The organism is Paenibacillus sp. FSL H8-0280 (assembly GCF_045040665.1).
GTDB lineage: Bacteria > Bacillota > Bacilli > Paenibacillales > Paenibacillaceae > Paenibacillus > Paenibacillus xylanexedens_A.
Genome location: NZ_CP150296.1, coordinates 6,327,009 through 6,351,779, shown reverse-complemented (window position 1 = coordinate 6,351,779; position 24,771 = coordinate 6,327,009). Strand labels below are relative to the sequence as shown.

Here is a 24,771-nt window from a genome sequence, read left to right as displayed (position 1 = left end):
TGAGATATACCGAAGATTTCTGAATGCTTGGGGGAACATAATTACATGCTGCACAAATTTAAAAAGATAGACTATTCTATTGTCTTTATACTCGTTATTCTGATGGTTATCAGTATTTTGTCGATTTACAGTACAACGTTTGGTCGTCCAAAGCTGGAGGGACTCCCGAAAAGCGCAGTGATCTTTTATATTTTGGGCTTCGTAGTCTTTTTTGGGATGTCGATGATCAACTATAAATTCATAATCAAAAATTATTTATATATCTATGGCGTGGGGATGCTCCTGCTCATATTCGTTATGTTCTTTGGTAAGGAGTATTATGGTGCAAAAGGTTGGCTGTCCATCTTCGGGGTCAGTTTGCAGCCTGCTGAATTGTTCAAGCTATGCCTGATTGTGTTTTTATCGGCCTTTTTGGCCCGAAAGAAGAACCGTCCGCTCTATTTTGGACGTGACGTTATTCCAATCTCACTCTGTGTTCTGCCGCCTTTACTACTCGTATTACTTCAAAATGACTTGGGAAATGCGTTAAGTTATGTAGTCATTCTTGTAGGCCTACTATGGATTGGTAACATTAAATTTACGCATGCCCTCATTGGCTTTATGATCGCAGTGGCTGCTTTTATCGGTGGTACACAGGCGTATATTCATTATCATGATGAGATTGTTAAATTCCTGAATGAGATTGGACGTTCGCACTGGGCGGATCGTTTTGACCCTTGGCTTGTACCAGAGCTGACCTCAAGAGATGTACTCTGGCAGACGTATAATGCAAAGCTTGCGATTGGTTCTGGTGGGATTACAGGCAAAGGCTATATGGAAGGCACGACGATTCAGTCAAATCGGGTGCCGCTGGCCTATGCTGACTCCATCTTTGTGCAGATTGGGGAAGAATTTGGTTTCATCGGTGCCTCGGTACTGCTACTCCTGTACTTTATCCTTATTCACAGGCTGGTGCTGATTGCACTGGAGTGTAAGGATCGCGCGGGGCCTTATCTCATTGTTGGGATCATAGCGATGCTGCTCTACCAGATCTTTGTCAATATTGGTCCATTCATTGGTCTGATGCCTTTGACAGGAATTACGCTGCCGTTTATCAGTTCGGGTGGTACCTCCATTATGATCAACATGATCAGCATGGGTCTTGTGATGAGCATTAAGGTCCACACGGAAGAGAACGAGGATATTCTTGGCTCTGCGGAACAACCAAGTATTACAGATCTGGTGAGGAAATTGCTAAGACGCAAGCCGTCGCAGCAGGAGCAATAATTCTCTCGAATCAAACCGTGAAATAACACGTTAGATTTATGTATATAAGCTAGATAATTATAGAGCCCTGGAACAGACCAACCCAAATCACATTGGGATGGATGTTTTGGGGTTTTTATTGTTTTTACGGTGTAATTCAGGCAATTGAATAGTTCACTTTTTAACCTGAAGCCATCTAGATTTCCATTTTATTATCCAATTATATACAATGGTAATATTGAGTTCAATTGGAAATGATAGAATGATAGATTTCAGGGGGCTGGACGGAGTCATGTTGAGAATGCTGAAGAAGATGGATGGTGTGATTCTTTTTGTAATGCTGTTGCTCATGATTATAAGTATATTTGCGATTTATAGCGGAACGCAGACAGATGCCAAACTGGCGAATCATCATGTCAAAACGATTTATTTCTATGTAGCCGGGTTTATTGCGGTGCTTATAATCGGGCTTGTGAATTACAAGTTATACGTGAAATATGCGTTTTATTTGTATGGCTTGGGGATCATACTGCTGATCCTGGCCAATGTCCTGGGAAGTTCGATCAATAACGCCAACGGTTGGCTAAAGCTGGGCGAACACTTTTCTTTTCAACCGGCAGAGCTGTTCAAGATGATTCTTATTCTGTTCCTTGCCCATTTAATTGTGAAGAGACAACGAGGCACGCTGAAATTTTGGAGAGATATTGTGCCAATTGGCTGCTGGGCATTTATTCCGTTTGCCCTTGTTATGGCTCAGAATGATTTGGGGAATGCGCTGGGGTATGTGGTGATTCTGGCTGCGGTATTCTGGATCGGAAATATGAGGTTGAAGCACGCTTTGATTGCACTGGCGATTGTGGGAGTGGCATTCTTTGGTTTTGTCAAAGCTTATACCTTCTACCATGATGAAGTATTCACTTTTCTTGAGAAGATAAAACGTGAGCATTGGGCAGAGCGGATTGATCCCTGGCTTGTACCGGAAAAGGCTACCTCCAAAGCTTCCTGGCATACGAAAAATGCAGGTTTGGCCATTGGTTCAGGTGGTATCATCGGCAAAGGTTACTTGCAAGGAACATCCGTTCAGAGTGGACGAGTCCCCTATACGTATTCTGATTCCATTTTTGTTGTGATCGCAGAGGAGTTTGGCTTTGTCGGTGCATCCGTACTGATTCTGTTGTATTTTATCCTGATTCAACGTATGGTGCTGATTGCTCTGGCATGCAGAGATCGCGCGGGACCCGTCATCATTGTAGGTATTATCGGAATGTTATTGTATCAGGTGTTTGAGAACGTGGGGGCGTTCCTTGGACTGATGCCACTCACAGGTATTACGTTACCTTTTATCAGTTACGGTGGCACCTCTCTGCTCATTAATATGGCTTGTATCGGTGTAGTCATGAGCATTAAGTTGTACGGACAAGAAGAGGAGGATGAACTTCTCATAGGGGAGCAGCAACCTCGATTGTCGGAACGTTTATGGAATATGCTCAAGAAAGAGAAAAGTGCTGTGTAACTGTTTAGTCGATGTAGGTGAAAAGTAAAGCGGTGGGACGTATAAGGTGATCGTTCATAGGAATAAAGAGGTTGGTTTGCCCTGTAACCAGGTGCGGATCAGCCTTTTTAATATGACTGGTGAGAACGATAGAATGAGAGATGATTGAAGCATTGCAGAGGTCTCTTCGAGCCTGTATGCAGAGGAGCATCTGAAAGGTTCTGGAGCAGCGTATTGGGCATGGTTTGGAGCTTCAGGTGCCAGCTGTTAGGGGGCTAGGAGTTAGGAGCTAACGAACCTCGCGCGTCTTATTCGGGGATTTGAAGTGACTGGAGAAAGCTAAGGAATCTGAGACGCGTTATATCAGCAGATACAGCCTTTTGTAACGTGTTGATTAGATGATTTTGGGAAATAACGTGCCTCATGTTCCTTACAATTTCAAAAGAAGACCTAAAGGGCAAATAAGACGTCCTCGGTTCCTTAGAACATCGACTGGTCATTCGCGAGAGTGATTCGTCTAGGGTCAGCCAGTACAGTCTTCAAGGCAAGTTATACGCTGACAATTGTCATCGTATAACTTGCCTGGGTTTAAACACACACATTCTAGTAGTACGTGATCAAAAAGGTGGGTTTTCAGGACCGAGAAGATGGGATGAAGCTAGAAATGGAGTAGTGGAGCGTAGGATAAACTACGTGAGCAATCAAAATGGTTCTTTGGTAAACATACTCCGTAAGCCTCCCGCTTAATTCGGCTGAATTTCATATTCGACGTTGATGATGCAGCTAGGTATCCTTCGTAATCAATAGCGGACTTTTTGAACAACCTCTAGTAGATTTATTGCAAATGCTAGGTTTACTTCCGTCTCTACCGGGCATACTGATAGACATGAGAGAGTTGCAGGCAACGTGATCAGAGAGCCGAGGGGGAGAACGGAATGAATAGACGAATCGTAAAGCAAATTGGACTTATTATTGTATGTCTTATGATGATTATCATGATGTGGGAAGGTCAGAAAACGGATGCAGCTGTGGCGGCCACAGCGATTCCTGAACAATCGATTCGCTTGCGTATTCTAGCAAACTCGGATGCACCGGGAGATCAATTGGTGAAACGCGAGATTCGGGATGCTGTCGTTGCTCAGATGGGTGAGTGGGTAGCCGAACTGGAGAATCCGCAAAGTCTGGATGAAGCGCGCAAGGTTATTCGTGAGCATTTGTCCGAGATTGAGAATAGAGTAGGAGAAGAGTTGGGCAGTCGCGGTTTAAATTATGAGTATCAGGTGGAGCTGGGTTCCGTTCCGTTTCCGACCAAGCTGTATGGGGGCACCGTCTATCCTGCCGGAGATTATGAAGCGGTTCGGATCACGCTGGGGGAAGGCAAAGGTCAGAACTGGTGGTGTGTGTTGTTCCCGCCATTGTGCTTCATTGATGCAGGAACCGGGGATGCACTGGCGAAACCTTCAACGGTATCAGCCGCAGCGGCTGAACCAGGAGATGCCGAGGCATCTGTGCACGGAGACACACCGGAGGCGAGATTCTTTCTGTGGGATATGGCTGTGAAACTGTGGAGTTGGATAACTGGATTGTTCGCATAACAACGTATTTATACTATATAAAAGGGCGATCTTGATTCAGGGAGCTGCCCTTTTGATATGAATCGGTGGCGAAGTTACAGTGAGACTTATGCGTGGAGCGAAGTGTGAAGGGCATCCGAGGCGGGACAGGTATGTTATAATTACTTATATTGAATATGGATATGAACTAACCTACTTGAAGTTTAGGAATGATGATATATGAGCAGAGAAAATGAACCATTGCAACACACCTCTGAGATGAGGGATGGTAGAGAAGAACGTGATATGAAAGCTCCGGGAGAGCTGGTCACCGAGATGTGGGATGTACGCGTCTTGGTGAGCGCTGAAAATGATCACGGAATGGGTAATATTGAAATGTTGGATGTGAAAAAGGGGAGCGCCGATCAACAGGCGCTCGCCGACTTGCAGGCTGCCGCAGCCTGCATTCGTCAAGGTGAGACGGTGGCCTTTCCGACCGAGACGGTCTACGGCTTGGGTGCTGATGCGCGTAGCACGGCAGCCGTAGAGGCTGTATTTGTCGCCAAAGGCCGACCTTCTGACAATCCACTGATTGTGCATATCGCGCACCGTGACCAGTTGGATACTCTGGTCACGGAAGTGAACGATACGGCGGAAGCGCTGATGGCGGCCTTCTGGCCGGGACCACTGACGCTGGTGCTGCCGGTTAGGCCGGGGGCGGTGTCCCCGCGTGTCACCGCCGGTCTGGACACGGTGGCCGTGCGCATGCCGGACCACCCGGTGGCCTTGCAGTTGATCGCGGCGGCGGCATGCCCAGTGGCTGCGCCAAGCGCCAACCGCTCCGGGCGGCCAAGCCCAACACTCGCGTCTCATGTACGCGAGGATCTGGATGGCCGCATCGGCGGCATCGTGGACGGCGGCCCCACTGGGGTGGGCGTCGAGTCCACGGTTGTGCAGGTCGGTGACGACGGTACCGTCACCATCCTGCGCCCTGGCGGCATTACGGCGGAACAACTGTCCGCCGTTGCCGCCCGTGTCGCCACGGACCCCGCGCTACTCGCGGAGGGGGCCGCTGGCGTGGGTAGCCCGGCGCCGCGCTCGCCGGGCATGAAGTACACGCACTACGCACCCGCAGGGGCGCTGTGCGTGGTGGAGGGGCCGCCCGCAGCGGTGGCGGCCTGGATCAGCGCCGCCCTCGCAGAGGCGGCGCAGCGCGGAGAGCGCACCGCTGTGCTGGCGTTCGCCGAGCACGCGGAGCAGTACCGCGCCGATGCCGTGTTCTCGCTGGGCGATGCCAGCGAGCTGGAAGAAGCAGCCCGCCGGCTATACGCCGCGCTGCGCAGCTGCGATGAGCAAGGCGCCACATATATTGTGGCTGAAGCCTGCTCACGCGAAGGGCTGGGAGCAGCCGTCATGAATCGGCTGCTCAAGGCTGCGGGGAACCAACTCATACAAGTTGGCAACCAGCAACCCTCTTAACCTCCCCTGATCATACAGTCAGGAGAGCTGCTCACTCTTTTTCCAAAACAAAATCAAGATTCTATAAAGCCAGCATCTGACCAGAGATCCGTCGCCGTTTGCCTTTCATCGGTCATGTTTAGGTCCTTGTCCGCATATCGTGTACAAGAACCTTTACGTGACTTGGGGGTATGGGGATGTGGGATGTGTCTGCCCATGTAGGGCAGTTGGTAACCATTTTGATCATGGCTGTTGCGCTTGGCCTCGATGCGTTCTCACTCGGGATCGGAATTGGCATGAAGGGCATTCGGCTGCGGGATGTATTGCGAATCAGTATTGTAACGGCGCTATTTCATATCATCATGCCGCTCATTGGCATGTATATGGGCAAATACGTCAGCTCGTTGCTCGGTGACATTACGACGTATGCGGCAGGTGGATTGCTTGTTTTGCTGGGTGCTCATATGATTCTGAATGCATTCCGTGAAGGCGATACAAAGCTGGTGGACCACCGTTCCCTGCTCGGCGTTGTTTTGTTCTCCCTCAGCGTAAGTGTGGATTCATTCTCCGTTGGCGTTTCCTTAGGGATGTTTAGCAGTGATCTGATCTTAACCGTACTTGCTTTCGGTGTGTGTGGCGGGGTGATGTCGGTTATGGGTCTGCTATTAGGCCGTCGGGTGAGTCAGAATCTCGGGGATTACGGCGAAGCTATTGGTGGCGCAATCTTGCTTGCGTTTGGACTTTTGTTTATATTTTAAAATAAAACTTGAGATATCATATCATTCGCATCATATGTAAAATGGGGAGGCTAACACAATGAAACATATTTTATTCGTATGTACAGGAAATACGTGCCGCAGCCCCATGGCAGAGGGGCTTTTGCGAAAACTGGCATCGGAGCGCGGCATTCAGGTAGAGGTTCGCTCCGCAGGTGTGGCAGCAACGTCGGGTATGCCGATCTCCCGACATGCTGAAGCGGTTTTGAGAGATCATAACGTTGAAGGTCCACCTCATTCCACACAGCTTAGCTCTAACTTGGTAGGTTGGGCCGATCTGGTTCTTACATTAACACGGAGTCATAAGCAGCATGTCATGCAGGTTTTTCCCGATTCAGTCCACAAAACCTACACATTGAAAGAATATGTGGAGGATGATGAACAGGTATTAAGTGATGTTCAGGAGTTGGACAGCCTGTTTGCAACGCTTGAGATGAAACGTGCCCTTGGGCAAGAGATCCTAGCATCGGAGCGTGAGCGAGCCATTGAGATTAGACAACGAATTCCAAGTTTCGACATCTCCGATCCGTTTGGGGGAAGTCGTGATGATTACAATATAGCTGCAGCTGAGATTCGGACGGCATTGGACCGGCTTTTGGATAAGCTGGCATAATTCTGATCCTACGGGGCAGGTTATAGAAATAGGGCGCTTGATGTAAATTAACCGTTGATTTTAGCCGCGGGTTGTTTTATGATGAAGGGGAAAACAGGGATCCGGTGTAACTGGCGACGAAGTGGGCATAACCACGATGGAGCACCGGAACAAACGGCCGGTCGCCTGGGCAAAAGAGCAATTCTGCGTTACCCGCAGACTGCTCTTTTTTTCGTCTTTCATCTGATTATTCGCTATAATAGTACCTGAGATGCCGTGCAAGAATACGAAGGACAGCCAAGAGACAGCGGGCATGATTTTATCGGGAGGCGATGATAGGATGACTATAGAGTTAGATTCGGAACAACCCGGATTGCAGGAACAGACCGCGTCTATTCTGCATGAACTGGCGCTTGCTGGACAGCTTGGGCCTGGACAGATCGTTGTGATCGGTACAAGCACAAGTGAAGTCGCAGGCGCTCGGATTGGTACGAGTGGTGCCATTGAAGTGGCACAGCAGCTTCTTGCGGGTATACGCGAGGTGCAGGAGGAATTCGGTTTTGACACGGTATTCCAATGTTGTGAGCATCTGAACCGTGCGCTGGTAATGGAGCGTTCTGTGCTTACTCGTCTTGGATTGACCGAGGTTGGTGCAGTACCCGTGCCCAAGGCCGGAGGTTCAATGGCATCCGCAGCATATCGTTCGCTGACCGATCCATGCCTGGCTGAACATGTGCAGGCCCATGCGGGACTGGACATTGGGGAGACGATGATTGGGATGCATCTCCGGCATGTAGCCGTACCCTATCGTACAGCGCTCCGCTATGTTGGAGATGCACGTGTGACCACAGCGTTGACTCGTCCGAAGTTGATTGGCGGCGAACGCGCGGTGTATCGTATGGAAGAACAACCAGATTCAACATTTTGTGACTAACATATAAAGCGAGACTAATTGGGTTACACTCCTGACTTTGATTGCATCACCATCTTCCGATCGCTGTTATCCCCAGATTTTTTATTCCCTATTTAAAGGGGAAATCCGGTGATAGCCTATGCTTCCGGAGTAGCTTTCTAAAGAAAGCTTTTTGGCGACTACTTCGTTTCTTCAGATTGGTGTTGCACTCGCCGTTTTCGTGTAAACATTAGTTTCACTTTATAAATTCACTTATAAACTGGGAGGAATTTAATCATGGAACAATTGCGCAAGAATGACCCGGCAGTACTGGAAGCGATGAATCTTGAACTGAAACGTCAACAGAATAACATCGAACTGATTGCATCCGAGAACATCGTAAGTGAAGCAGTAATCGAAGCAATGGGATCTGTTCTGACCAACAAGTACGCTGAAGGATATCCAGGTAAACGTTACTATGGCGGTTGTGAGCATGTGGACATCGTTGAAGACATCGCGCGTGATCGTGCAAAAGAATTGTTCGGAGCAGAACACGTGAATGTTCAACCTCACTCCGGTGCACAAGCCAACATGGCAGTATATCTTGCAGCGTTGAAACCTGGTGATACTGTACTCGGTATGAACCTTGCCCATGGTGGACACCTCACACACGGTAGCCCGGTTAACGCATCCGGTTTGCTGTACAACTTCGTAGCATACGGCGTACAGGAAGATACATTCCTGATTGATTATGATGAAGTACGCAAAGCGGCTTTCAAACACCGCCCTCGTCTGATCGTTGCTGGTGCAAGTGCATATCCGCGTACCATTGATTTTGAAAAGCTGGCTTCCATCGCCAATGATGTAGGCGCTTTGTTCATGGTGGACATGGCTCACATCGCAGGACTGGTTGCTGCTGGTTTGCATCCAAACCCGGTTCCACATGCGCATTTCGTAACAACAACAACACACAAAACGCTGCGTGGACCTCGTGGTGGTATGATTCTGTGCCGCAAAGCGTGGGCAGCAGCGATTGATAAAGCGGTATTCCCTGGTTCCCAAGGTGGACCTCTGATGCACGTGATCGCTTCCAAAGCGGTAGCATTCGGAGAAGCTTTGCAACCTTCGTTCAAAACATATGCACAAAATGTCGTGAAAAACGCACAGGTTCTGGCTGAAACACTGATCGCTGAAGGATTGAACATCGTATCCGGTGGTACAGATAACCACTTGATGCTGATCGACACACGCAGCGTGAACATCACAGGTAAGGAAGCTGAGCATGTGCTTGATTCCATCGGTATTACCGTGAACAAAAATGCAATTCCATTCGACCCTACAAGTCCGTTTGTAACGAGCGGTATTCGAATTGGTACACCTGCTGCAACTTCCCGTGGCATGAACGAAGAAGCGATGGTTGCTATTGGTAAGATCATTGCCAAAACATTGAAAAATCCAAAAGATACAGCGAAGCTGGATGAAGCTCGTGCAGAAGTGACTGCACTGACAGACCAATTCCCACTCTATACAGATCTTAAATACTAAAAAACTTTGCTCATGGTGTTTGTATTTGAGTTTTTCAATGTAAACACTCGGACGGAGCAAACCGAAAGAACCTGAAGAAGCGTAGCGCTCGCCTTTATCCCCAGATTTCAACAATTATAATTGGATCAAAGAAATCAGGGGATAACAGCGATCGGAAGGTCATTCGGTATGCGGAGCATCATCAGTGGTTACACGTTTTTGAACATACTCAATGACATAACAGCAGGAGCAAAACAGGACCGGATGGATCATTTTCCGGTCCTGTTTTTTATAGGATTCGGTAATCTGTAATGATTGGGTGCCCTTTGATGGTGTAATTCGTTGTTGGTGATGATATAATATACAGGATTTATCGAGCCCATGAATGGTGGCTAGGTATATTTGGAAATGCTGAACATGAAGAACTTACCGGAGGGACAAATTAGATGGGAAAATTAGTAATATGTGATCACCCTTTGATTCAACACAAACTGACGTTTATACGCGACATGCGTACGAATACGAAAGATTTTCGTGAATTGGTGGATGAAGTAGCAACGTTGATGGCTTATGAGATTACAAGAGATGTTGAACTGGAAACGATTGATGTACAGACACCTGTAGCTGCAACACAAGGTAAAGTCATCTCTGGACGTATGCTCGGACTGGTGCCGATTCTGCGCGCAGGACTCGGAATGCTGGATGGCGTTGTGAAATTGTTGCCAGCGGCAAAAGTTGGACATGTTGGTCTGTTCCGTGACCCGGAAACACTGCAACCGGTAGAATACTACACCAAACTGCCTACAGACGTAACAGAGCGTCAATTGATTGTAATTGATCCGATGCTGGCAACGGGTGGTTCGGCAATTGCAGCTATTGACGTGCTCAAAAAACGTGGCTGTACCCAAATCAAAATGATGAATCTGGTTGCAGCACCGGAAGGCGTAAAAGCTGTGCAAGATGCACATCCCGATGTGGACATCTATGTAGCAGCATTGGACGACCGTCTGGATGATCATGGTTATATCGTTCCAGGGCTTGGAGATGCAGGAGACCGTCTATACGGCACTAAATAAGCATATTGCATGCGGAGTAGAAAAGGGGCTTTGCTCGAATGTCCAACAAAATTAAAGTCATGACGATCTTCGGGGTGCGTCCGGAAGCCATCAAGATGGCTCCGCTTATTTTGGAATTGCAGAAACACCCTGAGTCTATTGAATCTATTGTTTGCGTAACTGCGCAGCATCGCCAGATGTTGGATCAGGTACTTGAAGTTTTCGACATTCATCCCGATTATGATCTGGATGTAATGAAAGACCGTCAGACATTGAATGAAATTACAATTCGTGTGCTTGGCGGTCTGGAACCGGTGTTAGCCGAAGCTAAGCCGGATATTGTACTGGTTCATGGGGATACATTAACTACCTTTGTGGCGAGCTACGCAGCATTCCTGCAACAGATTCAGGTAGGACATGTGGAAGCGGGGCTGCGGACGTGGAACAAGCTGTCTCCATATCCGGAAGAGATGAACCGTCAGCTGACGGGAGTACTGGCTGATCTACACTTTGCGCCTACGGATTGGTCTTCTTCCAATCTTGCCAAAGAAAATAAATCGGAGTCTAGTACGTACGTCACAGGCAACACGGTAACAGATGTGTTTCAATATACAGTACGGGAGGACTACACACACCCGGTACTTGATTGGGCCCAAGGCAAACGCCTTGTGCTGATGACAGCTCATCGCCGTGAATCTCAGGGCGAGCCTCACCGCAACATTTTCCAGGCCGTCAAGCGGATTGCCGACGAATTCGAAGATATTGCCATCGTGTACCCGGTGCATCCAAGTCCTGCTGTGAAGGAGCCGGCTCACGCGATTTTGGGGAATCATCCCCGTATTCAATTAATTGATCCACTAGACGTGGTGGATTTGCATAACTTTTACCCGCACACTCACTTGATTTTGACCGATTCAGGCGGTTTGCAGGAAGAAGCGCCTTCGTTTGGTGTGCCTGTGCTCGTATTGCGCGATACAACAGAACGCCCGGAAGGTATTGAAGCCGGAACGCTGGAATTGGTAGGTACCGAAGAGGAACTTGTGTATGAACGAACCAAAGCTCTGCTTACAGACAAAACCCTGTATGAAAGCATGAGTCAGGCTGCCAATCCATACGGTGATGGACATGCTTCGGAAAGAATTGTCAATGCGATTCTGCACCATTTTGGTGTAAATAGTGAGCGTCCGGAATCATTTCACAGAAAATTCAAAAAATAATACATTTTTTCTGACGGATTTATAAAGGGCAAGCATACAGTTAAACTGTACGGTTTACGCGGGTTTATGGGCTTTGAGGGTCTGTATTCCCGTCGTTTTCCCCTTTAAAACGCTAAAATCATTCAATTGACAAAGGCTCTCATCATTCAGTAAAATTAACTGGGATTGCAAGGGTGGCGTGGAAAATGGCCGATTCGAACAAACCAAATTCATCCCGTAACCATGACGATAATGTATGGAAAGCGATGGGGCTCGTGACAGCTTTTGGGATCGAGGTTGCCATTCTCGCTGTTGCCGGATATTACGCTGGCTCCTGGTTGGACAAGACCATCGGAGGTAACGGAATATGGATCGCCGTAAGCGTTCTCTTTTTTCTTGCGGCAGGCGGTGTAAGCATCTACTTTATCGCGAAAAAATTCATGGGGGAAAGTGATGAGTGAACTAACCAGATACCGCAGATCGATGACTGTTTTCATCATGTACTTTCTTATGATTTGTTTTCTCGCAGCGGCCTTTATGCCACGTGTGGAGACAATTGCTTTGGGACTGGCCCTGGGTACAGGAATTAGCTGGATCAATGCATTTTACTTGGGCTACAAAGTAAGGAAAATGTCTGATGATGCGGCAGAAGGTAACTTGAAGCGTGTGAACCTGGGATTTTTGACAAGAGCGGCACTCGCTGTGCTCGGTATATTTATATCGATGCGCTTTCCGCAGTACTTCAATACATATGCGGTTGCAGGCGGTCTCGTCATTGCACAATTTTCCTTACTGATTATAGGGATTGTCCATTCCCGCAGAGCAGAATGATGTTAAGGGCTGCAGCTTTCAAGTCGAGAAAGGGGTGAGAAAAATATGCATGAAGCTCCAATTATTATGCTTGGCGGATTTCGACTGGATCTATCGGTTCTGTTGATGCTGGTAGTTACAGGTGCAATTGTTTTTATTTTTGCTGTACTGGCAACACGGAGATTATCCGTTGAAAATCCCGGCAAGCTGCAAAATTTTATGGAGTGGGCAGTAGAATTCGTCCGCAATCTGATTTCCAGCACAATGGATATGAAGAAAGGTAAACATTTTATCTCTCTCGCTCTTTCCATGATTATGTTCATTTTTGTAGGGAACATGCTCGGCCTTCCGCTCGTGGCTGTATCTGAGGTAACAGATGTTAATCAGGCACAGGTATTCGGTAAGCCGATTGTTACAGCGGTGGAGGCGTTTGAAAAAGCGCATGCCAAGGACCCTGAAGCACACCCACACGTTGAATTGGCTTGGTGGAAATCACCGACAGCCGACTTGTCTGTAACGATGGGACTAGCTCTTGTAGCGTTCCTTGTATCTCATGGACTAGGATTGTTCCGCAACACAAAAGGATATCTCCAGCATTACCTGAAGCCATTCGCCTTGTTCTTGCCAATCAACTTGATTGAGACGGCATCCAAGCTGTTGACACACGGTATGCGTCTATTCGCGAATATCTTCGCGGGTGAGGTACTGATCGCAACGATCCTAAAACTGACCACATTTAAAGTGTTTGGTGCTATTGCAGCGATTCCGCTACTTATGGTGTGGCAAGGCTTTAGTATCTTTATCGGCGCGATCCAGGCATTTGTGTTTGTTATCTTGATGATGGTGTACATTTCACAGAGCATCGAGACGCACGACGAGCATTAAGTTTCAAGCCCTACGAAGATTTCTTCACCAGGCTGAACAATAAAAAATTCGATTTATCATTTTAAGGAGGATATACAAATGGGAGCAATGGCATTAATCGCAGCAGCAATTGTTGCAGGACTGGGCGCGTTTGGCGCAGGTATTGGTAACGGTATGGTAATCAGCAAAACGGTGGAAGGTATTGCCCGTCAACCAGAAGCTAAATCCACTCTTCAAACAACAATGTTTATCGGTGTAGGTTTGATTGAGGTATTGCCGATCATCGGTGTGGTACTCGCGTTCATGTTCTACGGTATGGCTTAATTAAATTTTAAAGGTTTGGCGGGGAAGGCCATAGCCATCCGCGCCTTCTTTTTAGGTAATGTCCGTTCTAACGGATGACGTTTCAAGGATACCTCCAGGAAGGAGTGAACAGATTGAGTTTCATATGGGAAAATACGCTTCTTGCGATTGTTGCATTTGCAATTTTATACTGGCTGCTTAGCCGTTATGCCTTCGGGCCTTTGTTCTCCATTATGGAAAAACGTCGTGAACTCGTGATGACGCAGATGAATGAGGCTGCACAGACTCGGGAACAGGCCATTGCCTATGTGGAGGAACAAAAACAAGCTCTTGAGCAAGCACGTCAAGATGCTTACGACATCATTGAACAGTCCAAACAAACGGGTGGCAAACAAGCTGAATCGATTTTGGCTGATGCAAAAGCTGAAGCTAATCGTCTGAAAGACGATGCAGTACGCGAAATCGAGAGCGAGAAGAACAAAGCAGTCGCAGCACTTCGCAGCGAACTGGGTACAGCTTCCGTTCAGATTGCATCCAAGTTGATCAAAAAAGAAGTTGAGAACGGTCCTGCACAAGAAGAGCTTGTGAACCAATACCTCAATGAGGTAGGAGGCCGACAATGAGCCGCGATACGATTGTTGCCAAGCGTTATGCGAAAGCATTGTTCGAAGTTGCTCTTCAGCAACAGCAGGTGCTTGAGGTTGAACAGGAACTGGTTGCAGTAGTCAGTGCATTGACCGGAGATGCAGATATCGAGAAATTTATCGTATCCCCTAATATTTCTGATGAAGCCAAGCAGAACGTAATTCACTCAAGTCTTGATGGTAAGGTATCCGATTCAGTCCTTCGTACAGTCTTGTTGTTGATTGAGCGCGGACGCGTTGAATTGCTGGGAGACTTGCTGAATGATTATCGGAAGATCCAAGGTGAGTCGCTGGGCATCGCTGATGCACGTGTCTATTCGACTTATGCGTTGAATGATGAAGAAAAAGAAGCGGTAGCTCGTGAATTCGGTGGCCGTGTGAATAAAAAGATTCGTATCGAGAACATTGTTGATCCGACTCTGCTGGGCGGATTGAAAGTCGCCATTGGCGATACGATCTATGACGGCAGCTTGGCTGGCAAGCTCGAACGTCTTGAGCAGTCTTTTAACAGACGAGTACAGTAGATTGGGGTGAGGACACTTGAGTATCAAACCAGAAGAAATCAGTACATTAATTAAGAGCCAAATCGAACAATACAAGACCGATATCGATGTAGTCGAAGTCGGAACGGTAATCGAGGTTGGTGATGGTATCGCTCGTGTTTACGGACTTGAGAACGTCATGTCCAACGAGTTGGTTGAATTCCCAAGCGGTGTTATGGGACTCGCCATGAACGTCGAAGAAAGCAATGTCGGTGTCGTTATCCTGGGACCTTACTACGATATTCGTGAAGGTGACCAAGTGAAACGTACTGGTCAAATCATGCAAGTGCCTGTAGGCGAAGCATTGATTGGACGCGTTGTGAACCCGCTCGGTATTCCTGTAGATGGCAAAGGGCCAATCGCTACAACGGAATTCCGTCCGGTTGAAGGTAAAGCACCAGGCGTAATGGATCGTAAATCGGTTCATGAGCCGATGCAAACAGGGATCAAAGCCATTGATGCAATGGTTCCAATCGGTCGCGGACAACGTGAGTTGATCATCGGTGACCGTCAAACAGGTAAAACATCCATCGCGATTGATGCGATCCTGAACCAAAAAGGTAGCGGCATGAAGTGTATCTACGTGGCTATTGGTCAGAAACAGTCTACGGTTGCTCAAGTTGTGGAAACTCTTCGTCGTAAAGGCGCAATGGAGTACACAATCGTTGTAACTGCAGCAGCTTCCGATCCATCACCACTCTTGTACATCGCACCGTATTCCGGTTGTTCGATGGGTGAGTACTTCATGTACAAAGGCGAGCACGTTCTGGTTATCTATGATGACTTGACCAAACAAGCCTCTGCATATCGTGAGCTTTCCTTGTTGCTTCGTCGTCCACCGGGCCGTGAGGCTTATCCGGGTGACGTCTTCTACCTGCACTCCCGTTTGCTGGAGCGTGCTGCGAAGCTGAATGATGAACTTGGTGGTGGTTCTTTAACCGCACTGCCGTTTATTGAAACACAAGCTTCCGACGTATCTGCATACATCCCAACGAACGTAATCTCCATCACGGACGGACAAATCTTCCTGGAAGCTGACTTGTTCAATGCTGGACAACGCCCGGCGATCAACGTAGGTATTTCCGTATCCCGTGTCGGTGGTTCTGCTCAGATCAAAGCGATGAAAAAGGTTGCAGGTTCCCTGCGTCTCGACCTCGCTCAATATCGTGAGCTTCAAGCGTTCTCCCAGTTCGGTTCCGATCTGGATAAAGCGACTCAGGCCCGCCTGAATCGTGGTGCGCGTATGATGGAAATCCTGAAGCAAGGTGTTAACCAGCCTCTGCCTGTAGAACAACAGGTTGTCAGCTTGTACACTGCGGTTAAAGGATTCCTGGATGAGATTCCAACAGGTGACGTTACTCGTTTCGAGCGTGAATTCCTCGCGTTCATGGAGAGCAGCCATCCGGAGATTCTTGCATCCATCCGTGATACTAAAGAATTGACTGCAGACAACGAAAATGCACTGAAAGGTGCAATTGAGAAGTTCAGAAAGAGCTTTGCTGTCTCTGTCTAAATAAATGATTGCAGGTGCGGAGTTGTCTAACCGATTCCGCATGTCTGCATGTAATACTTTGACTCTGTCAAAAAAAGATGATGCTTACGATGTAGTTTTGACTCTGTCAAAACTTTAAGGTGGTGAAATCATGGCAAAAGGCATGCGCGAAATTAAGCGGCAAATTAAAAGCGTACAAAGCACCAAGCAGATCACCAAAGCAATGGAGATGGTAGCTGCTGCAAAACTGCGTAAAGCGCAGGAAAAAGCGGAAGCAGCCCGTCCTTATTCGGAGAAACTGAAAGAAGTTGTAGCTAGTATTGCATCAAGCACGCAAGGTATACAGCATCCGATGCTGGAGAGCCGTCCGGTCAAAAAGACAGCTTACCTGATCATTACATCGGACCGTGGTCTTGCAGGTGGATACAATGCGAACGTTTTGCGTCAGGTTAATCAGACGCTCAAAGAGCGCCACAACTCCCAGGATGACTACGAATTGTTCGTCATTGGACGTAAAGGACGCGATTACTTCAGACGTCGTGAAATTGCGATGGCATCCACAACAACGGATCTGTCGGATTCGCCTTCATTTGCAGACATCAAATCCATCGCACACGAAGCTGTTCATGGGTTTGAACTGGCTGAATTTGATGAATTGTACATTTGTTATAACCGCTTTGTGAATGCGTTGACCCAGATTCCTACGGTAGAAAAACTTCTTCCGATGGAAACACCTGAGGTAACTGCTGCGGAAGGACCAACGGCAAGCTACGAATACGAGCCGTCTGCTGAAGCTGTACTTGAGGTCTTGCTTCCGCGTTACGCGGAAACGCTGATCTATGGTGCACTTCTGAACGGTAAGGCAAGTGAGCTCGGCGCGAAAATGACGGCAATGGGTAATGCAACCAAAAATGCATCCAAACTCATTAACGACTTGTCATTGACATACAACCGTGCCCGTCAAGCGGCGATTACGCAGGAGATTACGGAAATTGTGGCAGGTGCCAACGCAGCACAAGGCTAACCGTTTTTTTATTAATGAAGGCTTGCAGAGCAAAGATAAACGAACGGTACATTATTTTTGCAAAAGTAGCAGGCTTGTAGGAGGGGAACGTTAAGATGAACAAAGGACGCGTTGTGAGCATCATGGGTCCGGTTGTTGACGTCGAGTTTGATCGCGGCGGTCTGCCGGAAATCCTCAATGCCATTACGATCACTACAGTAAGTGAGAGCGGCGTTAGTGTAAACCTTACACTCGAAGCTTCGAAACATCTGGGTGACAACCGAGTACGTTGTATTGCGATGTCCTCCACGGATGGACTTGTTCGTGGTATGGAAGCTTTAGATACAGGAGCACCAATCTCTGTACCCGTCGGAGAAGCAACACTGGGTCGTGTATTTAACGTACTCGGCGAAGCAATTGATACTGGCGGTGCCGTAGCTGCTGAGCACAAGAACCCGATTCACCGTTCAGCACCTGCATTTGATGAACTGACTACCCAAGCAGAAATGCTGGAGACAGGAATCAAAGTTATCGACTTGCTTGCTCCTTATGCTAAAGGTGGTAAAATCGGTCTCTTCGGTGGTGCCGGTGTAGGTAAGACGGTAACCATTCAAGAATTGATCAACAACATCGCACAAGAGCACGGCGGTATCTCCGTATTTGCGGGTGTTGGTGAGCGTACACGTGAAGGTAATGACTTGTATCACGAGATGAGTGATTCCGGCGTTATCAACAAAACAGCAATGGTCTTCGGACAAATGAACGAGCCTCCAGGCGCACGTCTTCGTGTAGCCCTCACAGGTCTGACGATGGCGGAATACTTCCGTGATGAAGAAGGCCGTGACGTGTTGCTCTTTATCGATAATATCTTCCGTTTCACCCAAGCGGGCTCAGAAGTATCTGCCTTGCTTGGACGTATGCCTTCCGCGGTAGGTTACCAACCTACGCTGGCAACAGAAATGGGTCAACTGCAAGAGCGTATCACATCAACGAAAAAAGGTTCTGTAACATCCATCCAGGCCATCTACGTGCCTGCGGATGACTACACTGACCCGGCTCCTGCAACGACGTTTGCTCACTTGGATGCAACGACGAACTTGGAGCGTAAAATTTCCGAGATGGGTATCTACCCTGCGGTAGATCCACTGGCTTCCAGCTCCCGGATCTTGTCCCCTGAAGTTGTAGGTGAAGAACACTACAGCGTAGCTCAAGGCGTTAAACGTATCTTGGCACGTTACAATGAATTGCAAGATATCATTGCAATCCTGGGTATGGACGAGTTGAGTGAAGAAGATAGAGCGCTTGTATACCGTGCTCGTAAAATCCAACGTTTCTTGTCCCAGCCTTTCCACGTTGCTGAAGCATTTAACGGTATTCCGGGTAAATACGTTCCAGTTAAAGAAACGGTGCGCAGCTTTAAAGAGATTCTCGAAGGTAAGTATGATGATCTTCCGGAAGCAGCTTTCCTCTTTGTTGGTACAATTGAAGAGGCAGTGGAGAAAGCCAAAACACTGGTTTAGTCTGAATCCAGGATTGTCCTTATGAAGCGGGCTATCCTTCGGATATTTCAGGAGGGATGGAATTGAGCACCTTTTTGTTGGAAATCGTAACACCTGAGCGTTTGGTCTATTCAGAACAGGTGAATAGCATTACGGCTCGTGGTATTGAAGGGGAACTGGGCATTCTGCCAGGTCATATTCCTATGGTTACACCTTTGCAGATTGCACCAATCTATATCCATAACGGAAAAGAAAATAAACGAGTTGCTATCGGTGGCGGGTTTATCGAAGTTCGTAAAGATAAGGTTGTTGTACTCGCAGAGAGTGCTGAATTCCCGGAAAGCATTGATGTGGATCGTGCGCGTGCGGCGAAAGAGCGGGCAGAACGTCGGCTTGCAAGCCAAAGCAATCAGGACCACTTTGATCACCGTCGTGCAGAGATTGCGCTGCAAAAAGCGGTTAACCGGATTAATGTGTTCGGCAAATAAACGATTCTTGGAAGCCTGGCGGCTTAGTCTGCCGGGCTTTTTTGAGTTTGTTTGATAGAATTGTTTTATCGAATATATCAAAATGGCTGACCACAAATCCATCCTATCCCTTCAGTAAACAGAAGTATTTTAAGCAAAATATTCACCGATTATGAGAATTTGAATAGAATGTAGGACTAAAGTAGTGGGCGCATTTACCACTAAGAGAACCATTTTTTTCATGAGTAAATTTAAATTATTTCCGAGGAAATGACAGAATCGATATCGAAATAGCGCTCTTTTATGTCGTTTTAGTCACAAAATCCCGGCATTTTAAAATTAAAATATTTTAGAAGTGGAAATCAATGTAATTGACAATGTATGATGAAAGAGCCTATATTCCATAGAGTCAGCAGAAGCAGGAAGCTGCGTAGTAGATTCCATAGTCATGCACAGCCGCATTGTTGCTGCTCGGTGATTGGGCATCAGGAGATTCCTGCCTGGCAGGAGTAAATCTGACAGTACGCTCAGTATGTTGTGCTTAAGACATTCCAGTATACTAACAAGTTATGGGTGCCGGGCATATGATATGCTGATCGCTGCAACAAATGTGGAGGTAAAGAATATATGGATACTGATCTGACGAATCAGGTGAACCAGGCGTTAAGCACCAATGGCTTGGTCTCAATTATCGTCTCCCTGTTATGTATTGCGTTGTCTTGGTGGGCTTTGACAAATCTCAAACTGGATTTAATCATCAGGCAACCACGAGGTGCTCAGGGAAGACTGTTGCATTTGTTGCTCGCCATCATTTTGGGGCATGCCGTTGCTGGCTTTGTCATTGACTACTTGTCCTGGACTCAAATGTTGCGTAATTTGTTTTAATGTTGAGATGGTTGGTTAATCATCTGTTAGGTTCTTCAAGCTGCTCATTGTCGAATAACATCGATTAATTGTGTTAACAATTAGAGTATGAGTTGTCGGTAAAGAAATTAAGAAAAAAATGTGACGTAAAATTGGATGAATTTGAGATGTTTTATGTAAAAATGCTTGTATCGTACAATTCAACAATGTTATGATGGAAGTTAGGGAATTCACAATTGTTCACTTATTTTGTAGTTATAAACGGGATATCCGGTTCATGCCGGCTAATAACCATCCCACTCTGTCTGTTCTGATGCTCTGCTGGCTTGTAAGACACTGATTTTTACATGCTGAATAGCAAGATGCACGGCACATGGTATCATTGATATGGATTATAAAAACCAATTCTTTTCTGAACAGACATCTGTGGCAATATGCCAGAATATGTCGAAATTCCACACACAGCAACAGTCCTTTCTAGCATAGTGGGGCTTACGTATTCCGGAATGAAGAAAAGGGAATAAAAGCGCGGAGGGAACCATGATGAGCAAATTTATCGTCCGCGGTGGCAAAAGGTTGACCGGAAGTGTCAAAGTTAGCGGCGCTAAAAATTCTGTTCTTCCGATCATCGCTGCCTCTCTCTTAGGGGAAGAAGGACAAAGCGTTATTATTGACGCGCCTCCTCTAGACGATGTGATGACGATTAACAAGGTGTTGGAATCGCTGGGAGCGGGAGTTACATACCGGGACGAAGTGATTACCGTAAATGCGGAGAAACTTACTTCCTGTGAAGCCCCGTATGAATGGGTAAGTAAAATGCGGGCGTCTTTCCTGGTCATGGGGCCTTTGTTGACTCGTATGGGTCATACAAGAATCTCACTTCCTGGTGGATGTGCCATCGGTACACGGCCTATTGATCAGCATTTGAAAGGTTTTGAAGCCATGGGCGCAGAGATCAGCTTGGGCCAAGGTTATATCGAAGCTCGTAGCCAAGGACGGTTGCGTGGTGCGAAAATTTATCTGGATGTGGCTTCCGTAGGTGCCACTCAAAATATTATGATGGCTGCAACATTGGCCGAAGGTGTAACTGTTCTGGAGAACGCGGCAAAAGAACCTGAGATTGTGGATCTTGCCAACTTCCTGAATGGAATGGGTGCCATCGTACGTGGTGCTGGTACTGGAGTGATCCGCATTGAAGGTGTGGAGAAACTGACAGGTGTTACACATACCGTTATTCCGGATCGGGTAGAAGCTGGTACGTATATGGCTGCTGCTGCAATTTCTGGTGGTGACGTGTACATTGAAGGTGCAATCTCTGATCATTTAGGCTCCGTTATCGCGAAGCTTGAAGAGATGGGTGTAACAATCCAACCGGATGAGAATGGCGTGCGTGTAATCGCAGATCGTCCTCTTAAGGCTGTGGATGTGAAAACATTACCATACCCAGGATTCCCGACAGATATGCAATCCCAGATGATGGCACTCTTGCTTGCATCTGAAGGAACAAGTGTCGTGACAGAGACTGTTTTTGAAAACCGATTCATGCATGTGGATGAATTCCAATTGATGAATGCGGAGATCAAAGTTGAAGGACGTTCGTCCATCATCACAGGTAACGCCAAACTGAAGGGTGCCAAAGTAACGGCTACCGATTTGCGTGCGGGTGCCGCACTCATTATTGCAGGTCTTGTTGCTGAAGGTACAACGGAAGTGGGCGGTGTTCATCACATCGACCGTGGCTATGTACATCTCGCTGAGAAGCTTAACGGACTTGGCGCTGACATCTATCGGATCTCGGTTGATGAGCCTAAGCTGGAAGCAACCAAAGCACCTAGTGAAAAAGTGGAGAAAGAAGTACCGATGTTTAAGGTGCAACCAACTTTGGCTTAACACTGGTTTTGAATAGAAAAAATATGGTCCCTCTATTATGAGTCACACGGTTGTGTGGATTATGCATGCGATGGAACGTATATTGTAAAAAATGATAAAGCTAAGCCATCTGGCTTGGCTTTTTTTGTGTTTATTTTTAAGAAGCCAACGAGATAGTTGATACCTGATTCTATTAATAGCTGGTCCTAACTTGTATAGCATAACATCGTATTCTGTATCGATCCCGAACCAAATGAAAGAGCGTACTTTATATAGAGTGTCTGATCTAGCTAAACACCGGTATTCAGCGACAGATCAACGTTTCTAAGATGTACATAGCTAAAGAAAACAGAAAATTGAACAGAACGAAAAGGGCCTCGTTTCTCTTAAATCAGGTTCTATCAGATCAAGCCAGCTCATAACCTAAACTATGGATTTGAACAACACGACCGGCACATGACCGGCCATAGATAACGGAGGGTTATATTCGAATGAAAGAAGCTCGTGTACAGGTAAAGGTACCCCTTGTCCCTCGTCCAGGTATGCAAGAGCCGGAGGGAAATACCGTTTCTGGAGTGGAAAAAGACAAGCCTGCCCCATCGAACCTGAGGACTGTTCCATCACAGCCTGCAAGATTATCCAATCCAGGACGGGTGTCGACAGATGAACTGAACCGAAAGACAACCGAGCATATTCATATACCTGTTATTGAGCTGGACCAGTTCCGCCGTGTGAAGCGTCGTCGAATGCGTACATTTGGACGAAAACCCCGATGGGGACGTAATACGACGCGATGGCAACCTGCTGCCGCTGTATCTGCCTTATTGGCAATGGCGTTGCTGATTCCGGTAATTTTGGTATGGCCGCGGACAAACGAATCACCAAAGCCGATCCCTGCTCCAACAGATTCAAGCAGTACAAGAACTCCAGCTCCTGCGCCAGCCGTTCCTGTTACCTACCCTGAACCTAAAGTACGCGTATACCTGTCTGCAACGGGCACAACGATGAATCTGCCATTGGAAGACTATGTTACCGGGGTAGTGGCAGCTGAGATGCCAGCGGAATTCAGATTGGAGGCGTTAAAGGCACAGGCGATAGCAGCTCGCACATTTATCGTGCGAAGACTTGCTGCTAGTGATACAAGCGGTGTGCCATCGGGTACTGCAGATGTGACGGATACGGTCAGCCATCAGGTGTTTATTCCGCCAGATCAGGTGAAAGCGGATTGGACGCGTCTAGGGAAGGCGAAGGAATGGGAGAAGCTGCAACAGGCTGTCCGCGAAAGTCGAGATACGGTGATGACCTACCAGGGCAAGGCGATCACGGCATCCTTTTTTTCTACAAGTAATGGGTATACCGAGAATGCTGAGGATGTATGGGGGAACGCTGTGCCGTATCTGCAAAGTGTAGACAGTCCGTGGGACAAAAACCTGGCACCAGGATTCAAGCAGACCGTCACCATGAAGCGTAACGAGATTCTGCAGAAGTTGAACTTGGATGCCATTCCGGTTACCACCCAGAAGAGTGGATCGTGGATGGAAGTATTGTCTACAACCAAAGGGCATCGGATTAAGGAAATGCAGATCGCAGGTGAAACATTCAGCGGCCCTGAGGTCCGTAAGCTGCTCGGATTAAGATCCAGCCAGTTCAGTTGGAAGACCACAGGTGACGAAATCCAGATTACAACGTACGGTTACGGTCATGGGGTTGGCATGAGCCAATGGGGAGCAAACGGCATGGCGCAGGAGGGACACACGGCCACCCAGATTCTCAAACACTACTATACCGGCATTTCATTCGGACAGGCATCCAAGATGCTAGCATTGAAGTAGGCGAGATGAACACGGATGGATAAAGCGAAATAATTCAAATGGGTAGGAATATGTGCGAATGTGTGCAAAAGTATAGGAATGAGAGCAGTTTAGGTTTGGAACTCATCAGACTTCCCACATACCAGTCGCGCTAACGAATCTGAGAGGCCTTATTGGGCGTTATCACAACGAATGGAAATTCTAACGAATCTCAGACATGTTATATCACGATATACCACCGAATTTGAGCCATAATAGCGCCCATGAGAGTAATTAGCGTGTCTAGGGTTCGTTAGAATTCCTAAGCCACGATTTCCCCGCCAATAAGGCCGCCTGAGTTCGTTAGAAATATTTTATTATCTAATCATTAGGGAAAATGAGGGTACTGTCATTCACCACATGCTCATTCGCAATAAGCAGCCGAACCAAAACCAAAACAGAACCAGAACGTTGAAATCAGGTTTCCAAGCCCTAAGGTTAAAAAATTGATTTATGTTCCCTGTCTACCAAGCAACTTCTAACTATACTGTAACCAATCATGATTCAGCTTCTTTTAAATCTAAATGTTGTATTGAACAGTTATTATTGATGTGGCATCGTCAATCTCTAATCTCACATCTCACTTTAACGAACCTAGAGCACCTTACATCTGTATTATCCAGTCACATCCTATATCATTTCGCTCTCACCGATAATTGCACTTCATAGAAGGATTGGCCTCTACAGCCAATCCAGACCAGTCTACCAACACCCATTCCGGGGCTTTCGAGATTCGGCAATATATGCGGAGAGTGCTAGCGTATGGGGAGCGCAGGGGACA

23 protein-coding genes and 1 riboswitch are annotated in these 24,771 nt (G+C 47.2%); all 23 genes read left to right on the top strand.

Annotation, left to right across the window (positions count from 1 at the left end; genetic code table 11):
- The first annotated feature begins 45 nt into the window (after positions 1-45).
- The 23 genes from MHI12_RS27700 to spoIID all read left to right on the top strand — a co-directional run bounded on the left by MHI12_RS27700 (position 46) and on the right by spoIID (position 23,972).
- Positions 46-1,266 (top strand): FtsW/RodA/SpoVE family cell cycle protein, encoded by a 1,221-nt coding sequence (locus MHI12_RS27700; RefSeq protein WP_341009215.1) that lies wholly within the window; start codon positions 46-48, stop codon positions 1,264-1,266.
- A 271-nt stretch (positions 1,267-1,537) separates the two neighbouring features.
- Positions 1,538-2,758, top strand: coding sequence for an FtsW/RodA/SpoVE family cell cycle protein (locus tag MHI12_RS27695; RefSeq protein WP_405170856.1), 1,221 nt, complete (start codon positions 1,538-1,540; stop codon positions 2,756-2,758).
- 914 nt (positions 2,759-3,672) lie between these two features.
- Positions 3,673-4,332, top strand: coding sequence for a stage II sporulation protein R (gene spoIIR, locus MHI12_RS27690; RefSeq protein WP_405170855.1), 660 nt, complete (start codon positions 3,673-3,675; stop codon positions 4,330-4,332).
- Positions 4,333-4,596: 264 nt separating this feature from the next.
- Positions 4,597-5,769, top strand: a complete 1,173-nt coding sequence (locus MHI12_RS27685; protein WP_405170854.1) for an L-threonylcarbamoyladenylate synthase — start codon at positions 4,597-4,599, stop codon at positions 5,767-5,769.
- Between the two features lie 176 nt (positions 5,770-5,945).
- Positions 5,946-6,506: a manganese efflux pump MntP family protein gene (locus MHI12_RS27680; RefSeq protein ID WP_017691925.1), complete on the top strand. Its 561-nt coding sequence runs from the start codon at positions 5,946-5,948 to the stop codon at positions 6,504-6,506.
- Between the two features lie 58 nt (positions 6,507-6,564).
- The gene (locus tag MHI12_RS27675) at positions 6,565-7,137 is read left to right on the top strand and encodes a low molecular weight protein arginine phosphatase (RefSeq protein WP_405170853.1); all 573 of its coding nucleotides are present in this window, start codon (positions 6,565-6,567) and stop codon (positions 7,135-7,137) included.
- Positions 7,138-7,233: 96 nt separating this feature from the next.
- A riboswitch (ZMP/ZTP riboswitch) is annotated at positions 7,234-7,315 on the top strand.
- A 141-nt stretch (positions 7,316-7,456) separates the two neighbouring features.
- Positions 7,457-8,050, top strand: coding sequence for a TIGR01440 family protein (locus tag MHI12_RS27670; protein ID WP_076254013.1), 594 nt, complete (start codon positions 7,457-7,459; stop codon positions 8,048-8,050).
- A 255-nt stretch (positions 8,051-8,305) separates the two neighbouring features.
- Positions 8,306-9,553: a serine hydroxymethyltransferase gene (gene glyA, locus MHI12_RS27665; RefSeq protein WP_017691928.1), complete on the top strand. Its 1,248-nt coding sequence runs from the start codon at positions 8,306-8,308 to the stop codon at positions 9,551-9,553.
- A 425-nt stretch (positions 9,554-9,978) separates the two neighbouring features.
- Complete coding sequence (gene upp / locus MHI12_RS27660) at positions 9,979-10,608, top strand: uracil phosphoribosyltransferase (protein ID WP_017691929.1); 630 nt, start codon at positions 9,979-9,981, stop codon at positions 10,606-10,608.
- 38 nt (positions 10,609-10,646) lie between these two features.
- On the top strand, positions 10,647-11,804 hold the full coding sequence (wecB, locus tag MHI12_RS27655) for a non-hydrolyzing UDP-N-acetylglucosamine 2-epimerase (protein ID WP_036612570.1): 1,158 nt from the start codon (positions 10,647-10,649) through the stop codon (positions 11,802-11,804).
- Between the two features lie 185 nt (positions 11,805-11,989).
- Positions 11,990-12,244: an AtpZ/AtpI family protein gene (locus MHI12_RS27650; RefSeq protein WP_340018644.1), complete on the top strand. Its 255-nt coding sequence runs from the start codon at positions 11,990-11,992 to the stop codon at positions 12,242-12,244.
- A complete protein-coding gene (locus MHI12_RS27645; protein WP_062836961.1) occupies positions 12,237-12,614 on the top strand; it encodes an ATP synthase subunit I in 378 nt (125 codons plus the stop codon). The genes MHI12_RS27650 and MHI12_RS27645 overlap by 8 nt, the downstream gene beginning before the upstream one ends.
- Before the next feature lie 45 nt (positions 12,615-12,659).
- The gene (atpB, locus tag MHI12_RS27640; protein ID WP_221821822.1) at positions 12,660-13,478 is read left to right on the top strand and encodes a F0F1 ATP synthase subunit A; all 819 of its coding nucleotides are present in this window, start codon (positions 12,660-12,662) and stop codon (positions 13,476-13,478) included.
- A gap of 78 nt (positions 13,479-13,556) precedes the next feature.
- A complete protein-coding gene (gene atpE / locus MHI12_RS27635) occupies positions 13,557-13,781 on the top strand; it encodes a F0F1 ATP synthase subunit C (RefSeq protein ID WP_017691934.1) in 225 nt (74 codons plus the stop codon).
- 113 nt (positions 13,782-13,894) lie between these two features.
- Positions 13,895-14,383, top strand: coding sequence for a F0F1 ATP synthase subunit B (gene atpF, locus MHI12_RS27630; protein ID WP_036612568.1), 489 nt, complete (start codon positions 13,895-13,897; stop codon positions 14,381-14,383).
- Positions 14,380-14,928: a F0F1 ATP synthase subunit delta gene (locus MHI12_RS27625; RefSeq protein WP_036612565.1), complete on the top strand. Its 549-nt coding sequence runs from the start codon at positions 14,380-14,382 to the stop codon at positions 14,926-14,928. Before atpF ends, MHI12_RS27625 begins: the two co-directional genes overlap by 4 nt.
- 16 nt (positions 14,929-14,944) lie before the next feature.
- Entirely contained in the window at positions 14,945-16,459 is a 1,515-nt protein-coding gene (atpA, locus tag MHI12_RS27620) for a F0F1 ATP synthase subunit alpha (RefSeq protein WP_047840700.1), read from the top strand.
- A gap of 130 nt (positions 16,460-16,589) precedes the next feature.
- Positions 16,590-17,462: an ATP synthase F1 subunit gamma gene (gene atpG, locus MHI12_RS27615; RefSeq protein ID WP_036612560.1), complete on the top strand. Its 873-nt coding sequence runs from the start codon at positions 16,590-16,592 to the stop codon at positions 17,460-17,462.
- A 95-nt stretch (positions 17,463-17,557) separates the two neighbouring features.
- Complete coding sequence (gene atpD / locus MHI12_RS27610) at positions 17,558-18,961, top strand: F0F1 ATP synthase subunit beta (RefSeq protein ID WP_047840699.1); 1,404 nt, start codon at positions 17,558-17,560, stop codon at positions 18,959-18,961.
- 62 nt (positions 18,962-19,023) lie between these two features.
- Complete coding sequence (locus tag MHI12_RS27605) at positions 19,024-19,428, top strand: F0F1 ATP synthase subunit epsilon (RefSeq protein ID WP_036612555.1); 405 nt, start codon at positions 19,024-19,026, stop codon at positions 19,426-19,428.
- A gap of 606 nt (positions 19,429-20,034) precedes the next feature.
- The gene (locus MHI12_RS27600; RefSeq protein ID WP_017691941.1) at positions 20,035-20,292 is read left to right on the top strand and encodes a DUF1146 family protein; all 258 of its coding nucleotides are present in this window, start codon (positions 20,035-20,037) and stop codon (positions 20,290-20,292) included.
- Between the two features lie 522 nt (positions 20,293-20,814).
- Entirely contained in the window at positions 20,815-22,161 is a 1,347-nt protein-coding gene (murA, locus tag MHI12_RS27595; RefSeq protein WP_082762960.1) for a UDP-N-acetylglucosamine 1-carboxyvinyltransferase, read from the top strand.
- Between the two features lie 470 nt (positions 22,162-22,631).
- Complete coding sequence (spoIID, locus tag MHI12_RS27590) at positions 22,632-23,972, top strand: stage II sporulation protein D (RefSeq protein ID WP_405170852.1); 1,341 nt, start codon at positions 22,632-22,634, stop codon at positions 23,970-23,972.
- The last annotated feature ends 799 nt before the right edge of the window (positions 23,973-24,771 follow it).